The sequence below is a fragment of the Akkermansia sp. N21116 genome (genome assembly GCF_029854705.2).
In the GTDB taxonomy this organism is placed as follows: Bacteria; Verrucomicrobiota; Verrucomicrobiia; order Verrucomicrobiales; family Akkermansiaceae; genus Akkermansia.
Window position 1 is genome coordinate 2,031,003 of sequence record NZ_CP139035.1, and the last position, 16,443, is coordinate 2,047,445.

Annotated in this window: 16 protein-coding genes and 1 tRNA gene; 9 read left to right on the forward strand and 8 right to left on the reverse strand. The window is 54.2% G+C overall.

Annotated elements, in window-relative coordinates:
* From QET93_RS07860 to QET93_RS07880, 5 genes are all read left to right on the forward strand, one after another.
* Complete coding sequence (locus QET93_RS07860) at positions 1-801, forward strand: hypothetical protein (RefSeq protein WP_280131632.1); 801 nt, start codon at positions 1-3, stop codon at positions 799-801.
* A complete protein-coding gene (locus QET93_RS07865) occupies positions 788-1,897 on the forward strand; it encodes a phage tail protein (RefSeq protein ID WP_280131631.1) in 1,110 nt (369 codons plus the stop codon). The genes QET93_RS07860 and QET93_RS07865 overlap by 14 nt, the downstream gene beginning before the upstream one ends.
* A 31-nt stretch (positions 1,898-1,928) precedes the next feature.
* Complete coding sequence (locus tag QET93_RS07870; protein WP_280131630.1) at positions 1,929-2,387, forward strand: hypothetical protein; 459 nt, start codon at positions 1,929-1,931, stop codon at positions 2,385-2,387.
* A gap of 62 nt (positions 2,388-2,449) precedes the next feature.
* Entirely contained in the window at positions 2,450-3,073 is a 624-nt protein-coding gene (locus QET93_RS07875; RefSeq protein WP_322189933.1) for a putative peptidoglycan-binding domain-containing protein, read from the forward strand.
* Between the two features lies 1 nt (position 3,074).
* The gene (locus tag QET93_RS07880) at positions 3,075-3,329 is read left to right on the forward strand and encodes a hypothetical protein (protein ID WP_280131628.1); all 255 of its coding nucleotides are present in this window, start codon (positions 3,075-3,077) and stop codon (positions 3,327-3,329) included.
* A 20-nt stretch (positions 3,330-3,349) separates the two neighbouring features.
* On the opposite strand, the gene QET93_RS07885 is transcribed toward QET93_RS07880, so the two are convergent.
* From QET93_RS07885 to QET93_RS07895, 3 genes are all read right to left on the reverse strand, one after another.
* Positions 3,350-4,618: a site-specific integrase gene (locus tag QET93_RS07885; protein WP_280131627.1), complete on the reverse strand. Its 1,269-nt coding sequence runs from the start codon at positions 4,616-4,618 to the stop codon at positions 3,350-3,352.
* Positions 4,619-4,808: 190 nt separating this feature from the next.
* Positions 4,809-4,884 (reverse strand) — tRNA-Ala (locus tag QET93_RS07890).
* 57 nt (positions 4,885-4,941) lie between these two features.
* Positions 4,942-6,945 carry a beta-N-acetylhexosaminidase gene (locus QET93_RS07895; RefSeq protein ID WP_280131626.1) on the reverse strand — a complete coding sequence of 668 codons (2,004 nt, stop codon included), beginning with the start codon at positions 6,943-6,945 and terminating at the stop codon, positions 4,942-4,944.
* 244 nt (positions 6,946-7,189) lie between these two features.
* Here QET93_RS07895 and QET93_RS07900 point away from each other — a divergent pair, with 244 nt between their 5' ends.
* A complete protein-coding gene (locus QET93_RS07900; RefSeq protein ID WP_280131625.1) occupies positions 7,190-8,071 on the forward strand; it encodes a diaminopimelate dehydrogenase in 882 nt (293 codons plus the stop codon).
* Positions 8,072-8,206: 135 nt separating this feature from the next.
* On the forward strand, positions 8,207-9,136 hold the full coding sequence (fabD, locus tag QET93_RS07905) for an ACP S-malonyltransferase (RefSeq protein ID WP_280131624.1): 930 nt from the start codon (positions 8,207-8,209) through the stop codon (positions 9,134-9,136).
* A 426-nt stretch (positions 9,137-9,562) separates the two neighbouring features.
* Here the strand turns inward: fabD and QET93_RS07910 are convergent, their stop codons facing one another.
* Positions 9,563-10,339, reverse strand: coding sequence for an SDR family oxidoreductase (locus QET93_RS07910; RefSeq protein WP_280131623.1), 777 nt, complete (start codon positions 10,337-10,339; stop codon positions 9,563-9,565).
* Between the two features lie 115 nt (positions 10,340-10,454).
* Positions 10,455-11,711, reverse strand: a complete 1,257-nt coding sequence (gene purD / locus QET93_RS07915; protein WP_280131622.1) for a phosphoribosylamine--glycine ligase — start codon at positions 11,709-11,711, stop codon at positions 10,455-10,457.
* Between the two features lie 121 nt (positions 11,712-11,832).
* On the opposite strand from purD, the gene QET93_RS07920 reads away from it, so the two are divergent.
* Entirely contained in the window at positions 11,833-12,534 is a 702-nt protein-coding gene (locus QET93_RS07920; protein ID WP_280131621.1) for a response regulator transcription factor, read from the forward strand.
* Positions 12,531-14,099, forward strand: coding sequence for a HAMP domain-containing sensor histidine kinase (locus QET93_RS07925; RefSeq protein WP_322189934.1), 1,569 nt, complete (start codon positions 12,531-12,533; stop codon positions 14,097-14,099). Before QET93_RS07920 ends, QET93_RS07925 begins: the two co-directional genes overlap by 4 nt.
* A gap of 8 nt (positions 14,100-14,107) precedes the next feature.
* Here QET93_RS07925 and QET93_RS07930 read toward each other — a convergent pair whose 3' ends face one another.
* The 3 genes from QET93_RS07930 to QET93_RS07940 are packed head-to-tail and all read right to left on the reverse strand — an operon-like array spanning position 14,108 to position 16,419.
* Positions 14,108-14,632, reverse strand: coding sequence for an NUDIX hydrolase (locus QET93_RS07930; RefSeq protein WP_280131619.1), 525 nt, complete (start codon positions 14,630-14,632; stop codon positions 14,108-14,110).
* Entirely contained in the window at positions 14,622-15,620 is a 999-nt protein-coding gene (locus QET93_RS07935; protein WP_322189935.1) for a hypothetical protein, read from the reverse strand. The genes QET93_RS07930 and QET93_RS07935 overlap by 11 nt, the downstream gene beginning before the upstream one ends.
* Positions 15,532-16,419, reverse strand: coding sequence for a tyrosine recombinase (locus QET93_RS07940; RefSeq protein ID WP_280131617.1), 888 nt, complete (start codon positions 16,417-16,419; stop codon positions 15,532-15,534). Before QET93_RS07940 ends, QET93_RS07935 begins: the two co-directional genes overlap by 89 nt.
* Between the last annotated feature and the right edge of the window lie 24 nt (positions 16,420-16,443).

Genomic DNA, 16,443 nt, shown 5'->3' on the forward strand with positions numbered 1-16,443 from the left:
ATGAAACCACGATTCTATATTTTTTGCTACAAGGGGGATGCCGAATTGCTCCCGGGACGCATCGACAATCTCCGCTGGGTTTTCCCGGAGGCTCCTATCCATTTGATCGACGATGCCGCCAACCCCATTCCTTCCGATTGCGCGGCATCGCTTGCCGCCCAGGGAGCATGGTACGAACAAACTGACTTTCCGCGATTCGGGAATCTGAACGGATATTATTGCATCCGGGGCATGCTGGACGTGTATGCGAAGCACCTGAAAATGGACGAGGTGGCGATTAAAACGGATGCGGACAGCCTGTTCCTGAACAGGGAGGAAGTTCGTAAAGTTGTTGATTCCGGTCTTGGATTTGCGGCGGTGCATGTGGCGCAGTATATATTCGGCGGGTATTTCTACATGATTCGGGCAGATGTTCTATCGTTTGTCCGTCAATGGCTTCCGCGATCGGGTGCGGTCCTGCAAGGGGCGCACGAGGATGTCACCATCGGCTGTCTTGCCTATGCGTGCGCGACCATGCTGAACTACCCCTGCGATTTCCTGACAGACAATCGGCTTGGAGGCAGGACGGGCGCGTTTGCCCACCGTTTCACCGGGGCGGACAGGATGGCGTACATCAACAAGCAACTGGACAACAAGGCGATCATGCTAACGCTCGGCAATCCCGGAGTTACGAAAGAACAGGCATTGACCGCTCAACAGGACGTCCTTGAATGCATCAGGAAACGGGAAACGGTGCCAAGCCCGGAAAAGATGGAACAATCAGCAGAAGACATGGAGGACGGAGATCATGGCGCAATTTGACAACATAACGGTCACCCGTGCCGGACGGGCCTATATGGCCGAATCGCTGGCCGAATCAAAAGCCCTGGCCTTTGACCACATTGCCGTGGGCGACGGAACCGCCCCGGAAGCCCCCGAAGACCTGACGGAGCTTGTCCATCTCATTGCCGACGTCCCCATCTCGAAAATCACGGACGACGGCGGCGGTATCGTCTCCATCAGGGGTAATTTCGTTGCCATCGGCGCCACGGGCGGCTTTTCCTTCCGGGAAGCGGGCGTGTACGTCAAGGCTTGGCGCGACGGCGATCCACCCGTCCTGTTTGCGTATTGCAATGCCGGGGATCATCCGGATTATATCCCTCCGGTTGGGGATACATCCATCATGGAGGAATCCCTGATATTTTCGATCGTGATCGGGGGAACGACCGTCCTGTACAACAACATTGATCCAACAGCTCGCGCCACCATACAGGATGTCGCCGACCTTGAAACAGAGCTTAAATCCATCATTAAAACTCTGAGCAATGAACTGTCGGAAACGAAAAAGGAACTGGATGCCGCAAAGGACTCCATTAAGGAGTTGACCACGAAATCGGAAGATTATGTGAAGCGGACGGATTACGCGACGAAGGACAAGGCGGGCATTGTGCAGATTGGGGCGAATTTATCCGTAGATACTGAGGGCAAAGTTTCTGTTCCGGTGGCGACAAACTCCACATTGGGCGTGTCTCGCCCGGGTAATGGCATGTCTGTGTCCAATGGCGAGTTGACTTATTGGCTCAACGGCCACCAGGAAGACTTCACATTGAAGAGTGCGAATGGATCGTCAATCTTTGAAATGTCTGCCAATACGGTTGATATTCGGGCGAAAACAGCGGTGAAGATGCGCGAAACCACAACAAATACAGGTCTCGCGGCAATGTATAAAAATGATGTCGGCAATGCCGGATTCACGGTTAATAGCCACGCCAATTACATCGGCTGGCTGGACAGCAACAAGAATCTGATGCTCGGACAGGATGCAAACCTTGGAACACATATTTATATGGCGAGCGCGGACGTGTTCACAAATGGAACTTTGAAGACAAATGCATCGGGAATCGTAACTACGAACTAAGTTTTATTATCATAATAAACAATAAACGAGAATGGAAACATACAATCAAAACGAAAGCGTCGCCCGCGACTTGTACACCGTGTATTGCGGTGCGGTCGGAGGACAGGCGCACGACGGAACCCTGTTGCCGGAAGCGCGGGAATTCTTTACGAATTTGGATACGATCAAACAGGCCGAAGGCTGGCGCACCGTAGCCGAGGAAGCCCCCGGCATCATACGCCGGCACGCGCTCAACAACGCATCGGCCACGATGAAGGACAAGGCATCGCAGTCTTCCGGCTGGAAAAAGCTCGTGTATATCGCCGGTTCAATCATCGCGGCTGGCCTTGCCGCCTCCTATCTGACCGGATGCGGCCTGACAAACCTGGACATGGCCGGGCAGGACGGAGGCTCCCTGTCGTTCCGGTATGACCCCGTGACAGGGCAGATCATCGTTGTCGGAACGCGCCCCGAACAGGCGGCCCCCGTCATCATCCAGAAGGGGAAATAAGAGTTTCCGGAGTTGAGAAGCCGGGAAAAAAAGAGAAACGAAGAAAGGAATAGGCCCCGGCGATGAAATGGAAAGCATCGCCGGGGCTAATCGAAAGAAAGGGAAACATCATGAACGAACAGGAAATGCGACGGAAAATCGGAATCTCCATCATCGAATCGGAAATCAGGCGTGACAAAAACGGTCACATTGCCGTATATCACATGCCGAAGGGGGACGGGGGAGGAACCTATGAAGTGGCTGGAATCAATAACAGATACCATTCCCAGGAAGCCGCCAAACTCAAAAAAATGATTGAAGCCGGACAGTATGCCGCTGCGGAAGCGGAAGTCGGCGATTATATCATCAGCTACACGGACGTTGTGAGGGGATGGCTCCCGTCTGGATTTTACCCGGCTACGGAAACCGTATTGCGTGATACGTGCTTCAACGCCGGGCCGACAGGTGCCGCCAAAGTCTTGCAAATGGCCCTGAATGTGGCCGTTGACGGCAAAGTCGGCCCCAACACGAGGGGAGCTACCGTACAAGCCCTTGCGTTGGGCGATACAGACCTTGCCTTGCGACTTGTCGGAGCACGATGGGAATACATGCACGGCAAGTCGGAAAACCCCGGGAAAGGGCAATTCTGGAAGGGGTGGCGCAACCGCATGACCAACTGCGCGAAATTCGCGCTATCCCTCGCCTGACATGTGTACCCAGAAGGAAGCCTATTTCCGCGCCCTGGAATGGGTGGACAAGCATCGCGTTACCATCACCATGGTGATGGGATTCGTTGTTGCGTGGTATGTAGGCAACCTCTACGAAAACAACAACAAAATGCTTGTCTCCATCATGGAAAAACAGGCCGCCGCCCAGATGGAAACGGCCAAGGCGTTGCAGGAAATGGCCGTCAGACAGGCCGAAACGAACAGCCGCCTTGCCGACATCGAGCGAAAGCAATAAATGGGCGAATCAACCCGTTATCAGCCCGCCTTGGATTTTCCCTTGGCGGGCTTTTCTTTTTTGCCGTAGGGGTCTTCTGGATCAATCGACCAGAATTCAAGCGCATCCGTTTTCCGAACGGCGGTCCGGTAGTGCTTGAACAAAACATCGGAATTCTTGGTGTGCCCCATGTTTTCACGGAGCCGGTCAATATTGGGATCGACGGCCAGCGAATAGGACGCGAACGAATGCCGTGGCGCGTCCGGACGGTTCTGCAGGTTGGCCGCCTTGCGGACGATCGCGGCTTTGCGCTTCCAGTTTTGAGGGATGATCTTGCCTTCCCGTTGCTCGACAGGGACGGATTCGAGATAGCGTCTCAAATTATCGTGCAGTTCGACATTTCGTACCTGATTGGTCTTTGCAATTGACGGGGGAACCGAAATAAGCTCTTTGTCCAGATGGATAAGGTCCCAGGTCAGTTTCTGCAATTCCTCCGGCCTGATACCGGCAAAGAGTAAAATTGAAAAAGGAAGAACGGCGTCGGAACAGTCAAGCTTGTAAATGGCGGCCACATTCCCGTTGTCGTCTGCCATCGGATGATCCGGCCCGGCAGAAAGGAACGGACGGCAGAAGGAAAGCAGACGTCTCGTTTCTTCTGGAGTGAAAACATCCACGCCGTCCGCTTGAACGACTTTCCGCTTTTCGATCAATTCGAACGGCGACCGTTTCAAAATCTCCTGTTTGACGGCCCAGCTAAACGCCGGGGAAATAACCGCCGTGGCCGAGTTGAAATAAGTCGCGCTGGCATAGTTTTCACCGAACCATTCACGAAGTTCCTGTGCCTGAACGTCGGCAATATTTCTTTCTCCGAAATGTCCGGTGAATTTGGAAGCGTAGAACCTCCAGTTCTTTTTGTGATTCTCAGACCAGTTGCGCCCGATCGAAGCATCTTTCTCATACTTTTCAAAAAGTTCCGAGACCGTGATCCCGACCAGTTGTGCTCGGCGTTGTTCCAGGGCGATCTGGACGGCATCGACAAGCGACAGTTTAATACCCGATTCCACGATGATTTCAAATGCTCGTTGTGCGTCTTTTACCTGCCCAGGCCCCAAAAGAAGCCCTGCGGACAATTCGCCGTTTACATATTTTTCCCGAAGGGCAGATTGATCGTTTTCTGCCGCTGTTTTCGTCTTGTAGTACAGAGCTGTTTTTTTCCCATTCGCTGAAAATTTTTCAGGAATCCAGATACGATAAAGAGTCTGTTTTCCCCTTTTCAGTTTTCCGATGGTAAATTTGAGAGGCTTACTCATAAAAGGAAATCTATGTCTCTTATAACTCTTATTTTGACAAATTCAACAGAAATTATTCTTTTGTGTCAAAATTGTTATCTATCGCAAACATCGTTGTAGGTAGTCAAAATAGGTAATAAGTAACTACGTAATGCATTGAAAATGCGACATTTTACAATAAAAAAGCCGCCCGAAGGCGGCTGGAAAGGGGTGGTGGAGCATAGGAGGCTCGAACTCCTGACCTTCTCATTGCGAACGAGACGCTCTACCAACTGAGCTAATACCCCGTAAACCGGGAGAGATGGAACAGTATTTGGAAGGCGAAGGCAAGAGAAATTTACATCTTATTTTCCGTCAGGAGCACTTTCCTGCGCGACGAAGGGTTCGACGAAGATATCTCCGATGGCCAGTTTGTGAGGCTGGGATTTTTGGGTCAGGATACGAATGGATTTAACGGTTTGTCCCTGGGGCCATTGGACGGTTGCGATTCCATCCCGGAAGGTAGCTGCATCGGTGAAGGTGGTTCCGTCGGTGGAGATTTGGAGGAGGGCTCCGTCGGCAAGGGCGTTTTCCTTGCCAGCGTCACGGCAGAAGTAGGGACCGGTGAGAACTCGTACCCGGCTCAGGCGTTCCGGGGCATTTAAAATCAGGGTGAAGTAGTCTCCTTCCTGGATGTGGCGGCTGGAGATGAAGCTGGTGGTTTCCCTTCCGTCGAAGGCGTATGGCGGCTGGAAATTGCGCGTTGCGGGGATGTTGGTGTCGATGGTTGCGGGGAGGACCATGGCAGCGCTAGGATTGGGGGGCTGCTCGAAGGCGATGCCGCTGTTTTCCCATCTCTTGCGGAGTTTTCCGAGGCGTTGCATGAATTGTTCCGCATTCTGGCGTTCCCGTGGAGTCCAGAGTTTTTCGGCAACGGCGTGGAGACGTGGGTAGATTTGGGCTTCGATGTCGCGGGAAAGGATGTTTTCCGTCCAGAGAGCGGCTTCTCCTCCCTGCAGGAGGTTGTGTTTGGATTCTTCTACCTGGTTGATGGGGATATCGTAAGCGTAGACTTGTTCGAGAGACAGGACGGGCATCCAGAGGGGCTTGGCGGTTTTAGGGTATCCCGGAAAGTCGAGATAAGCGTACCCCTTGCCTCCGCCATCGGAACAGATGGTTTTTATTCCTGCATTGAGGGCGGCGATGGTCTGGTTGGGATGACCTCTCCATCCTTGAGCGATTATGTCGGGCGTGAGACCTTTTTCAGGATGTTCCGCCCAGGTAATTGTCTGGATGCCGTGTTTGGCGAGGCGTTCGGAGAGTTGGCGGAGGAAGGCCAGCTGGAGTTCCTCCATACTGTTGAGGCCGCTTTGCCTGAGAGCGGCGGAACAGAGGGGGCATTTCTTCCAGAATTGGGTTTTGACTTCATCTCCTCCGATGTGGATGGTTTTGGTGTCGAAGAGTTTGGATGTTTCCAGATAGATAGTTTCCAGGAAGTCAAGCAGGCCGGGGTTGCCGATGCAGAGGACTTCTGTGTGGGAGAGGGAGTTGCTGCGCTGTGAGATGGGCGGGTTGTCGCGATTGGTTGGGCAGAGGAGTTGAGGATAAGCGGCGGAGATGGCGGCGGCATGACCGGGAACATCGATTTCAGGTATGATTTCGATGCCGCGGGCACGGGCGTATTGGACGATGTCCATGATTTCTTCCTCGGAATAGGAACCGTTGCGCTCCTGTTCCCGGTTGCCGGGGTCGGGAGTGCCTCCAATCTGGGTGAGGCGCGGGTAGGCGGAGATGGGAATGCGCCATCCTTCGTCGTCGGTGAGATGCCAGTGGAAACGGTTGAATTTGAGGTCGGCCATTTGGTCAAGCAGTTTCCGGATGGTGTCCGGGCTTTGCATGTGGCGTGCGGAGTCGAGCATGAATCCTCTGTATCGGAAGCGGGGCCTGTCTTCGATGGTTCCCTGAGGAATCATGCTGTTGTCATCCAGAAGCTGCTTAAGGGTAGCGGCTGCACGGAGGACTCCCAGCCGACTATGCGCCTCAATGCGGATGAGTTCAGGACTGACTGTGATCTTGTAAGCTTCGGGGTCTCCACCCAGGCTGGCGACGGGGAGCGGGGCGAGTTCCACCCTAGTGGGAGAATCCCCCAGTTGTTTCCAGTCTTCCTTGCTACGGATGGGAGCGTCGGGAGATTGGCGAGCCCAGGCTGCCAGCGGCCCCAGATCCCTGAATTCGACCATTCCGTCCTGCAATTGGATGGAGGAGGGCAGTGGGATCAATCCCGGCATGTCATCGGGCTGGGAGGCCAGAGAAAAGGGTAGAGTGAGTCCGAAGAACAGGCTGAATGATGCGGAAAGGGGGATATTCATGAGCGGGGAATGAAGCAGAGACGTCGACTGAGGGGAGGATTGAGTAGTTCTTCCGATTCAACCATATTTCTTCCGGAGACGGAAGGATGGATTTGGCTGGAGGTAAAAATTTTGAAAATTCCATCTACCGGATGGACGTTGTTGTCCTCGACAGACGTGATTTTTGTGATTTAGTGGTTTCTATGGAGCAGGCGGAGTTGCTATTCTGCCTCCGTACTCATCATTATTTCACTCTTTTTGTTTTATGATTAAAATAGCTATAGTAGGATACGGCAATATCGGACGGTATGCGGTAGATGCCATTCGCGCTGCCGAAGACATGGAACTTGCAGGCATTGTCCGCCGTCCGGGGAGTGCTCCCGTGCATGGCATCAAGACGGTCGCTTCGATTGAAGAACTGGGCCATGTGGATGTTGCCCTGCTCTGTACGCCAACGCGCAGCGTGGAGGCTACTGCTCTTCCTTTGCTGGAGCAGGGTATTAATACAGTGGACAGTTTTGATATCCACGATCAGATTGTGAACCTGCGCCGTTCCCTTGGCGACAAGGCGATCAAACATGATGCCGTGTCGGTTATTTCGGCCGGGTGGGATCCGGGGACAGACTCTGTGATCCGTACGATGATGATGGCGATGGCTCCCAAAGGAATTACATATACGAACTTCGGTCCGGGTATGAGCATGGGGCACAGCGTGGTTGCACGTTCCAAGGAGGGGGTTGCCGATGCTCTTTCCCTGACGATCCCGACGGGTTCCGGCGTGCATCGCCGCATGGTGTATGTCGTGGTGAAGGACGGCTTCCAGTTCTCTGATGTGGAAGCGACCATTAAGTCCGATTCCTACTTCTGTCACGATGAAACGCACGTAATCCAGGTGCCGGATATAGACAGTTTGCGCGATATGGGGCACGGTGTCCTCATGGAACGCAAGGGAGTGTCCGGCGGAACGCAGAACCAGATGCTGAAGTTCGAGATGCGCATCAACAATCCGGCTTTGACGGCCCAGGTGATGGTTGCTTCCGCCCGCGCCAGTACACGGATCCCCTCCGGATGCTATACCCTTCCGGAAATTGCACCGATGGATTTCCTACCCGGTGACCGTGAAGACCTGGTTGCCCGGCTGGTTTGATAGAGGCCTTTCGGATGCTATTAAGAATGGCGTCCTCCCATGGATATGGCGGGGACGCCGTTGATGATGAGGCGTGGCCTTTCTTTTTCGCGCTTGCCCGCTGGAAGCAATGCGCGTAATATTTTTGTCACATTTATGAACGCAGTACTATTGTTTTCCGGACAGGGTGCCCAGAAAGTGGGCATGGGCCAGGATCTTTTGAATGCCTATCCTACCGCCAAGGCGTTGATCGAACAGGCGGATGCCGCCCTTGGTGAACCCCTGACCAAGGTGATGTTCGAAGGGCCGAATGAAGAGTTGACCCGTACCTGCAATTGTCAGCCTGCCTTGTACGTTCACGGTCTTGCCTGTCTTGCCGTGTTAAAGGAACTTGTTCCTGCGTTGACTCCGGTTGCCGCAGCCGGACTTTCCCTCGGTGAGTTTACCGCTCATGCCGCAGCCGGTACTTATACGTTTGAAGAAGGTCTCCGACTTGTCCAAAAGCGCGGTGCGTTTATGGAAGAGGCCTGCAATGCTACCAAGGGCACGATGGCTGCCATGATCGGAGGATCCGACGATGCCGTGACGGCTCTTGCCGCGGAGTGCGATGTGGATGTCGCCAATTTCAATTGTCCGGGACAGACCGTCGTTTCCGGTACGGAAGAAGGAGTAGACAAGGCGATTGCCGGAGCCAAGGCTGCCGGAATCAAGATTGCCAAAAAACTTAATGTAGCCGGAGCCTATCATTCCCGCCTGATGCGGAGCGCTCAAATCAAGCTGGCTGAGGAGCTTGCCCTCGTGAATTTCGGCATGCCCTCCATCCCGGTTTATTGCAATTATGAAGCCCGTCCCGTCGAAAGTTCGGAAGATATTCGTTTGATGCTGGAGAAGCAGGTCTGCGGTTCCGTTCGCTGGACGGCTTCCATGCAGAAGTTGATCGACCAGGGAGAACGCCTGTTTATTGAGCTCGGTCCCGGGAAGACTCTTGCCGGCATGATGGGCCGCATTTGCAAGGAAGCCAGGGTGATCTCCATTGAGGATGTTGAGTCCCTCCAGGCTGCTGTGGAAGAGCTGAAAGGCATGTAAATTCCCTCCCTTTATTTATTTCCAAAATCAAAAAACTCCACCTTTGATCCAGGTGGAGTTTTTTTGTGCCCAAATATCGAATTTTAAAAATTATCTTATTTTTTTAACATATATAAACTATTGATAATTAATCAATTACAGTAATTTATTGAGGGGCTGTGCTTTTTTCTTGGTTCTCTCTTGAGAATGTTATTTTTTGTATACATCTGTTTTTAAATATGGGTGCTGACGGATTTACAATTCGTGTGCAACTTTTTTATGAGGGTTTAATTGCAAACAGTTGTATAATTTTTTATTGGAAATTACTATGGATAGCAGATGGTGTATATATTCATAATGTGTTTATTATCATATTATTATAATTCGTCTTAACGAATTGTTTTTTCGTTACTTGCCGTCCGGGCCGGAGGAAAGGGGACGAGGTGGTCAGGCCGGGGTATAGGTCCAGCCTTCGTCGCCGTGGTAGATCATGCGGCGGCTCATGCCGCCGTCGGCGGTAACGTTTTCACCCGTAATGAAAGATGCCTGTGGGGAACAGAGGAAAAGGACGAGGGACGAGATATCGTCCGGCGTTCCGGCACGTCCGGCCGGGTGTTGTTTGTGATCAATGTGTGAGAGGGGCCCGAAGGTTCCTGTGTCGATCCATCCGGGGCTGATTCCGTTGACGCGTATGCCGCGTGAGGCGAGACTCATGGCCATCCCGTGGGTGAGGGCGGAAATTCCTCCTTTGGCGGCAGTGTAACTTTCCGTATCGGCTTGAGACATTACTGACCTGGTGGAGGAAATGTTAACGATGGCTCCTCCCGGGTTGAAGGCATCGCGGAACAACAGAGTGAGCAGGTAGGGGGCGGCAACTCCGACTTTGAGAACATCCAGGAAGTCGTCGTAGGAACATCGGCTTTCCAGTCCGCCGTGACTGATGCAGGCATTGTTAACCAGATAGTCGACGGCTCCATATTCTTCCAGCACTCGGGAAGCAAACATTTCGAGGTCTTCTCGGCGTGTTGCGTCGGCCGTGATGAAAAGGTGTCTGTTTCCGGGAAGAGAGGCAACCGTTTGGATTCCAGCCGTTTCGTCTTTGTCGAGGATGGCGACTTGGGCTCCGTGGAGGGCGAATGTTTCCGCAATGTTTTTGCCAATGCCTTTTGCTCCACCAGTGACGATGGCGATTTTTCCGGTGAAGCTGTTTTCTGCATGGATCATATGAGCCGTATTAGCACAGATCCTGCCGATGGTGTGAAGGAAAAAATAACAGCGGTTCCGTTTTAGACCGGAACCGCCGATAGAAAAAGCAGGAATGAAGTTTTGTTGTCTTCTTTTATTCGAAAGAGGCGTAGGCGATGTCCGATCGGCGCTGAAAACCGTCGAAAGTGACCTTGTCGGTTTCGCTGTGGGCAAGTTTACGAGCTTCGTCGAGGGTGGCTCCCTGAGCGACGACGGCAAGGACGCGTCCTCCGTTGGTAACGTAGCACTGGCGTGCGTCGTCCCATTTGGTGCCGGCATGATAGACGAAGCCTCTGTCTACGTTGTCGAGCCCCAGGATGGCGTCTCCGGAATGGGACGACGCGGGATATCCGGCGGAGGCGAGTACGCAACAGACGCTCCAGCCGTTATCGAAGGAAATGAGCGATGGGGCGAATTCTCCCTGGGCTCCCTTGAGACAGAACTGGGCGAGGTCGCCTTTCAAAAGGGGCATTACGGCCTGGCATTCGGGATCTCCGAAACGGCAGTTGTATTCAATGACTTTGGGGCCGTTCGGCGTCAGCATGAGGCCGAAGTACAGGAAGCCGCGGTAGGGGAGGCCATCCTGGCGGAGGCCGGCGACCGTCGGGGCGACGATGTCGCGTTCGATGAGTTCCAGCATGCCGGGGGTGACGAGCTGGCGCGAGGCGACGGCTCCCATGCCTCCGGTGTTGGGACCAAGGTCGTTTTCCTGAAGGCGCTTGTAGTCGCGGGCGGGGCAGAGGATGAGGTAATGGTCGTCTACCAGGGCTCCGAAGATGGAAACTTCCGGACCGGTCAGGAATTCTTCAACCAAAAGACGACCGGGACCGAAACGATTGTCGGTGAAGACTTCCTTGAGGAACTCCTCGGCTGTTGGCTCATCCGGGCAGACGGCGACGCCTTTTCCGGCGGCCAGACCGTCGAATTTCAGGACTGTGGGGTAGGTGTTGTTGATGAAGGCCCGGGCTTCTTCAATGTTTGCGGCGACACGAGCCATGCCGGTGGGGATGTTGTGGCGGAGGAGGAAGTCTTTGGCGAATTCCTTGCTGGCTTCCAATTGGGCGCTTTCCTTGACGGGTCCCCAGCAGGGAATGCCCGCTTCGCGGCAGCAATTGGCGAGGCCTTCATCTTTGACCAGGTAGCTTTCTTCTCCTGCAACGCAGAGGTCAATGGTGTTGTCCTTCATCCACGCGACGAGTTCATGCATGTCTTTGACCGGAATTGGGGTAGCCAGTTTGTTGATGGCATCGCTTCCCGGGAAACTGAAGATTTCGGGAGAAGAGGGGGAATCCTTGAGTGCTTTGACGAGGGCGTGTTCACGGCCTCCTTTTCCGATCACGGCGATTTTCATACAAGGACGATTATGCAAATTTTATCCTGCCTTCGCAAGCTCTGTGTCCCGTTTTTCCCGAGCTTGATCGGAGAATGCTTTTTGCCTTTCCAAAGCGGAAGGAAAGCTGTTGAATGGGAACATGGCTCAATCATACCGCATTCTCCTGGCAGAAGATGATGAAAATATTCGCAATGTTGTTTCAGATGCTCTTGAAATGGCGGGATATTCCGTGATTGCTTGTGAGGATGGTGCTGTTGCGTGCCGTGCTATCCAGAGCGGAGGAGCGTTTGACCTGGCCTTGCTGGATGTAGGAATGCCCGGTGCGGATGGTTTTGAGGTGCTGGCTCTGATGGGACGGGAATGCCCTGGAGTGCCGGCTATTATGCTGACGGCCCGCAGTGATGAGGAGGACAGGATCCGAGGGCTCAAGCTGGGAGCGGATGATTATGTCGTCAAACCGTTTAGCATCAGGGAACTTTTGGCGCGTATAGAAGCAGTTCTGAGACGTTCGCCGGAACGGCCGAAGGCAGTACGGGAAGTCACGGTGCCGCATGCCCGCCTGAATGCCGTCCGCAAGGCGGTAGAGTTCGACGACGGGACGGAAGCGGCGCTGACGAGCCGTGAATACGATTTGCTGGTTTACCTCGGAACGCACGAGGGGCGGCTGGTGTCGCGCGATGAATTGCTGCGGCGCGTTTGGGATATGGATCCCCGGCTTGTGGAAACCAAGTCTGTGGAGATGACGATTGTACGCTTGCGCAGCAAGCTGGGGCAGGCAGCCGGGTGCCTGGAGACGGTGCGAGGACAGGGATATTGCTGGAAGACAGGACGAGGGGAATGACCACAGTGAAGAAAGGGCGTCTCTATCTGTTGCTGTTTTGCCTGGTTCCCGTTTTCGGTGTGCTGGCGTGGTTAAGCTGGTCCCTGGTTGCTTCCGAGAATGATCGGGTACAGGACGAGTATGGAAAGAGACTCGGCAGCTGGTCCCGTGCCGTGTCCCGGGAGATGGATGCCCGCATGAGTTCCCTGCTGGCGGCGGAGCAATCCCGGTGGGTTGACCTGCATGAGGCTATTGCCTTGAAGGACGGTGTTTCTTCGGCCCAGGGGGAGCAGGCCCTTTCCAACATGGTTCTGACGGCTTTGGCTCAGGAAAAACCGGCGTATGTCAGGGGATATCTGGTGGTGTTTCCGTCTGGAAAGATTTCTACGCCGGAATCCGATCCGGAATGGCTGGCTGCTGCCGTGGGAAAATCTCATTTGGGGGGATCGCTGTTGCAGGAAATGCGTCGTTTTTCCTCCGAGCGGACTGATGCCAGGTATAGCTCTGCTACGGAGGCGGCAGGTTCGGGTTTTACCGTTTTCTGGCAGGATGGGGATTTATTTGCTCTGCGTCCGGTGATGATGCCGGACGGCATGGGCGCGGAAGGGTTGGTATTCCGCTGGGAGAGATTGAAGGCGATGCTTCTTTCGACGGTGAATCCGATTTTGCCGGGAGGAGATCTGGTTCCGATAGAGGACGGGCAGGGCGGGTTTGTTCTAGGATCCCTGCCGATCAGGTTTCTTCCGGGAGACAGATTGGCCGACGGATATAGCCCGGGCATGTCCGTTCTGCGCTGGACTTTGGCGGGGGCGTGGGTTGTTGCTGTGTTGTCGGTTTCCGGATTGGTGGCTCTTTTGCTGGCGATGATGCGGTTGGAACAACGCCGGGCGGATTTCGTCGCTACGGTGACGCATGAGTTGAGAACCCCCCTGACATCTATTTCTCTTACCGCGGAGATGCTGGAGGACGGCATGCTGGCTCCGTCCAAGCTGCCGGAGTATTACGCTTCGCTCCGGCGCGAGTGCCGGAGGCTGGAACACATGGTTGAAAATGTCCTGGCCTATGCCCGTCTCCAGAAAGGAGGCGGTCGCCCTATGCGCGATACGGTGAGCGTGGAGGAATTGCTGGAACCGATTGCGGAGCGGATGAAGGAACGCCTGGAGAAGGCCGGATTCGAGTTTTTATGCTCTATTCCCCATGCGGTTCGCATCCGTCTGCTTCGTACGGACGTGCTGGCGGTAGAGCAGATCATGGATAACTTGGTAACCAATACAATCAAGTATGGGAGAGGGGATGCATCGATTGCGTCGGAAGCCCGATTGAATGTACAAGTCGGGGGCGAGTATTTGATGATGCATTTCCGAGATAACGGTCCGGGAATTTCTTCCAAGAATAGGAAATTGGTGTTCGAACCCTTCCGCCGTTCACGGGAAGCCGAACTGGGACGCAAGCCCGGCGTGGGACTGGGGCTTTCCCTGGCACGCGGCCTGGCACGTTCCCTGGGGGGGGATTTGAAGCTGGAACGGAGCAACTTGTCCGGTGCCGCGTTTCTCCTGACTCTGCCTCTTGGCGCCGGGACGGACTAGACGTACCGTCAACGGTGCAGGAAGTGGAGTCCGAGGTAAACCTTGGGATCCAGGATTTTACCTTGGGTCAATTGATCTGATATCCATTTGTCGATAGTGTCAAGCGGGACATGGTGGACGGTGATGTCTTCGTTGTCGACTCCGCCGCCGCTTGATATTTTCGTGAGACCGGTGGCCATGAAAAAGCTGATCATTTCTGTTGTCAGACCGGGCGATGACGGCCCCGTGCAGAGATGAACCATATCGCGTGCCTGGTACCCGGCTTCTTCTAACAGTTCCCGCCGTGCGGAGTTTTCAAGGCTTTCCGGGCCTTCGTCGCCGGAGATACCGGCCGGGAGTCCGATCGTTATGGAATGAAGGGGATACCGGTATTCTTCGACGAGGATGAGTTCCTTCTCCGGAGTGACGGCGATGACCATGACGGCTCCGTTGGCGCGGACTCGTTCAACGTATTCCCAGCGTCCTTCCTTGATAAGACGCAGGAATTTCCCTTCGAACAGGATGCGTGGGGCTTCCGGGTGGTCAGGATTCATGGGATGTCTTATTCGGTGAGGGCGGGACCAGATTGTCTTTGCGGAGATTGTCCGACTTGTTGGCTAAAAATTGTTTGCGAGTTCCTTCTGGAAGAGTGGAGAGGTAATCGTCGGCAATCTTTTTGATGAGCGGATGGCTTTCGGAGAACCCGAGTATGCTGGTTCTGGCCGTAAGGCGGTTGGCATCCTGTCCGTCGCCGGATGATGGCTCCGTGGCGTATTGCATGATGTAGCGGATGTATTCTTCCCGTCCCGAGGCAAAGAAAGACTGCCAGCAGAAGGGAACGAGGTCGTAGTTGAAGTCTTTAGCCGGGATTTTTTTCAGATTCTGAGGGGTGAAGAATTGGTCGTCTTCCAAAGACATGATGTTCTGATAGATCCTGCTTACCTCGTTGCCGTCGGTGACTTTGTCATCCAGAATGGCATTGGTTGTCGGCGTGTTGCACATACGCAGGGAGGCGATGAAGACAAGTTGCTGGCGCGGGGGGAGCTTGCCTGCTTCCTCCATCCATTCCGGTACCATGTCGTCGTGGTCCATGAAAAGGCGCGAGACAAAACCGAGGGTGCCCATCATGAAGTCGGATGAGTCCAGGATACCGGCGCGGGATAGTTCCCCGATTTTTTTTGTAAAGCTTTCAGGGTTGGGGTTCTTGTAGTAGTTCATCATCCAGGAGAACACGGCTGTTTGGCGTATAAGTTTCCTGTCTTCCTGCGATAGCACGGTAACCTCCGCATCCGAAGGGGCTTTTTCCCCGGCGGTTGGGGGAGCGGCACAGGCGGAGGGCAGGATGATGGTCGCAAGCAGCAGCAAGGGATGGAACAGTCGCTCGGATAACATAGTCACAATATCCGCCAATTCCGCAAGAAGTAAAGCGAGAAGGCCGTTCTTGCAAGGCAGTCTAACCCCTTGGATGAAAGCGGTGGTGGATAGAACGCAGAGCGGCATCGTCCACATGGGTGTAGATTTGGGTGGTGGAGATGTCGGCATGGCCGAGGAGTTCCTGGATGATGCGCAGATCGGCTCCGTTATGTAGAAGATGGGTAGCGAAGGAATGGCGCAGAAGGTGCGGGTAGACGTGTTCGTCCAATCCTGCGGCTGCGGCGCGTTCGCGGATGATCTGGCGGATTCTTTCGCGTGTGAGTGCCGTCCCCCTGCGAGATAGGAACATGTGACTCCTTGTTTTTTTACCGACGAGTTTCGGGCGGGAGCGTTCCAGGTAGAAGGCGATGGCGGCGGCGGCTTGTTCACCCACGGGGACAAACCGCGTTTTGTCTCCCTTTCCGGTGACGCGCAGAAAACGTTCTCCGGCATCGTAGTGTTCCAGGCGGAGGCTGGTCAGTTCACTGACTCGGAGTCCGCTGGCGTACAGGAGTTCCAGAATGGCGCGGTCGCGGGCGCCGAGGGGGAGGTCGTCCGGAGAGATACTTTCCAGAAGGATACGGACGGTTTCTTCGTCGAGTGTCTCGGGCAATTGTATTTCAGGTTGCGCGGAATCAAGGAGTGCCGCCGGATCCGTCGGAAGGAAATGCCGCATATGAAGCCAACGGAAGAAGATGCGGACGTGAACCATCTCAACGCGCCTGGTACTGCGCTTGCGGGAACCGTCCGCGAGAAAATCCATGAAATCGACCAGACGGACCAGAGAGATATCCTCCAGAGTGAGGGATTGGCTTTCCATCCATTTTGCGAGGTGTTCCAGGCTTTGAAGGACGGAAAGCTGGTAGGATGTACTTAACCCCCGTTCCGCGGCCAGGAACATTTGGAACTGTTCGATACGTTCTCTCATGGGGGTCTTGGGGGGAGTAGGAGG

Coding starts and splice junctions, on each gene's coding strand:
- QET93_RS07860 (WP_280131632.1), top strand. CDS start 1: ATGAAACCACGATTCTATATTTTTTGCTACAAGGGGGATGCCGAATTG.
- QET93_RS07865 (WP_280131631.1), top strand. CDS start 788: ATGGCGCAATTTGACAACATAACGGTCACCCGTGCCGGACGGGCCTAT.
- QET93_RS07870 (WP_280131630.1), top strand. CDS start 1,929: ATGGAAACATACAATCAAAACGAAAGCGTCGCCCGCGACTTGTACACC.
- QET93_RS07875 (WP_322189933.1), top strand. CDS start 2,450: ATGAAATGGAAAGCATCGCCGGGGCTAATCGAAAGAAAGGGAAACATC.
- QET93_RS07880 (WP_280131628.1), top strand. CDS start 3,075: ATGTGTACCCAGAAGGAAGCCTATTTCCGCGCCCTGGAATGGGTGGAC.
- QET93_RS07885 (WP_280131627.1), bottom strand. CDS start 4,618: ATGAGTAAGCCTCTCAAATTTACCATCGGAAAACTGAAAAGGGGAAAA.
- QET93_RS07895 (WP_280131626.1), bottom strand. CDS start 6,945: ATGAATATCCCCCTTTCCGCATCATTCAGCCTGTTCTTCGGACTCACT.
- QET93_RS07900 (WP_280131625.1), top strand. CDS start 7,190: ATGATTAAAATAGCTATAGTAGGATACGGCAATATCGGACGGTATGCG.
- fabD (WP_280131624.1), top strand. CDS start 8,207: ATGAACGCAGTACTATTGTTTTCCGGACAGGGTGCCCAGAAAGTGGGC.
- QET93_RS07910 (WP_280131623.1), bottom strand. CDS start 10,339: ATGATCCATGCAGAAAACAGCTTCACCGGAAAAATCGCCATCGTCACT.
- purD (WP_280131622.1), bottom strand. CDS start 11,711: ATGAAAATCGCCGTGATCGGAAAAGGAGGCCGTGAACACGCCCTCGTC.
- QET93_RS07920 (WP_280131621.1), top strand. CDS start 11,833: ATGGCTCAATCATACCGCATTCTCCTGGCAGAAGATGATGAAAATATT.
- QET93_RS07925 (WP_322189934.1), top strand. CDS start 12,531: ATGACCACAGTGAAGAAAGGGCGTCTCTATCTGTTGCTGTTTTGCCTG.
- QET93_RS07930 (WP_280131619.1), bottom strand. CDS start 14,632: ATGAATCCTGACCACCCGGAAGCCCCACGCATCCTGTTCGAAGGGAAA.
- QET93_RS07935 (WP_322189935.1), bottom strand. CDS start 15,620: ATGCCGACATCTCCACCACCCAAATCTACACCCATGTGGACGATGCCG.
- QET93_RS07940 (WP_280131617.1), bottom strand. CDS start 16,419: ATGAGAGAACGTATCGAACAGTTCCAAATGTTCCTGGCCGCGGAACGG.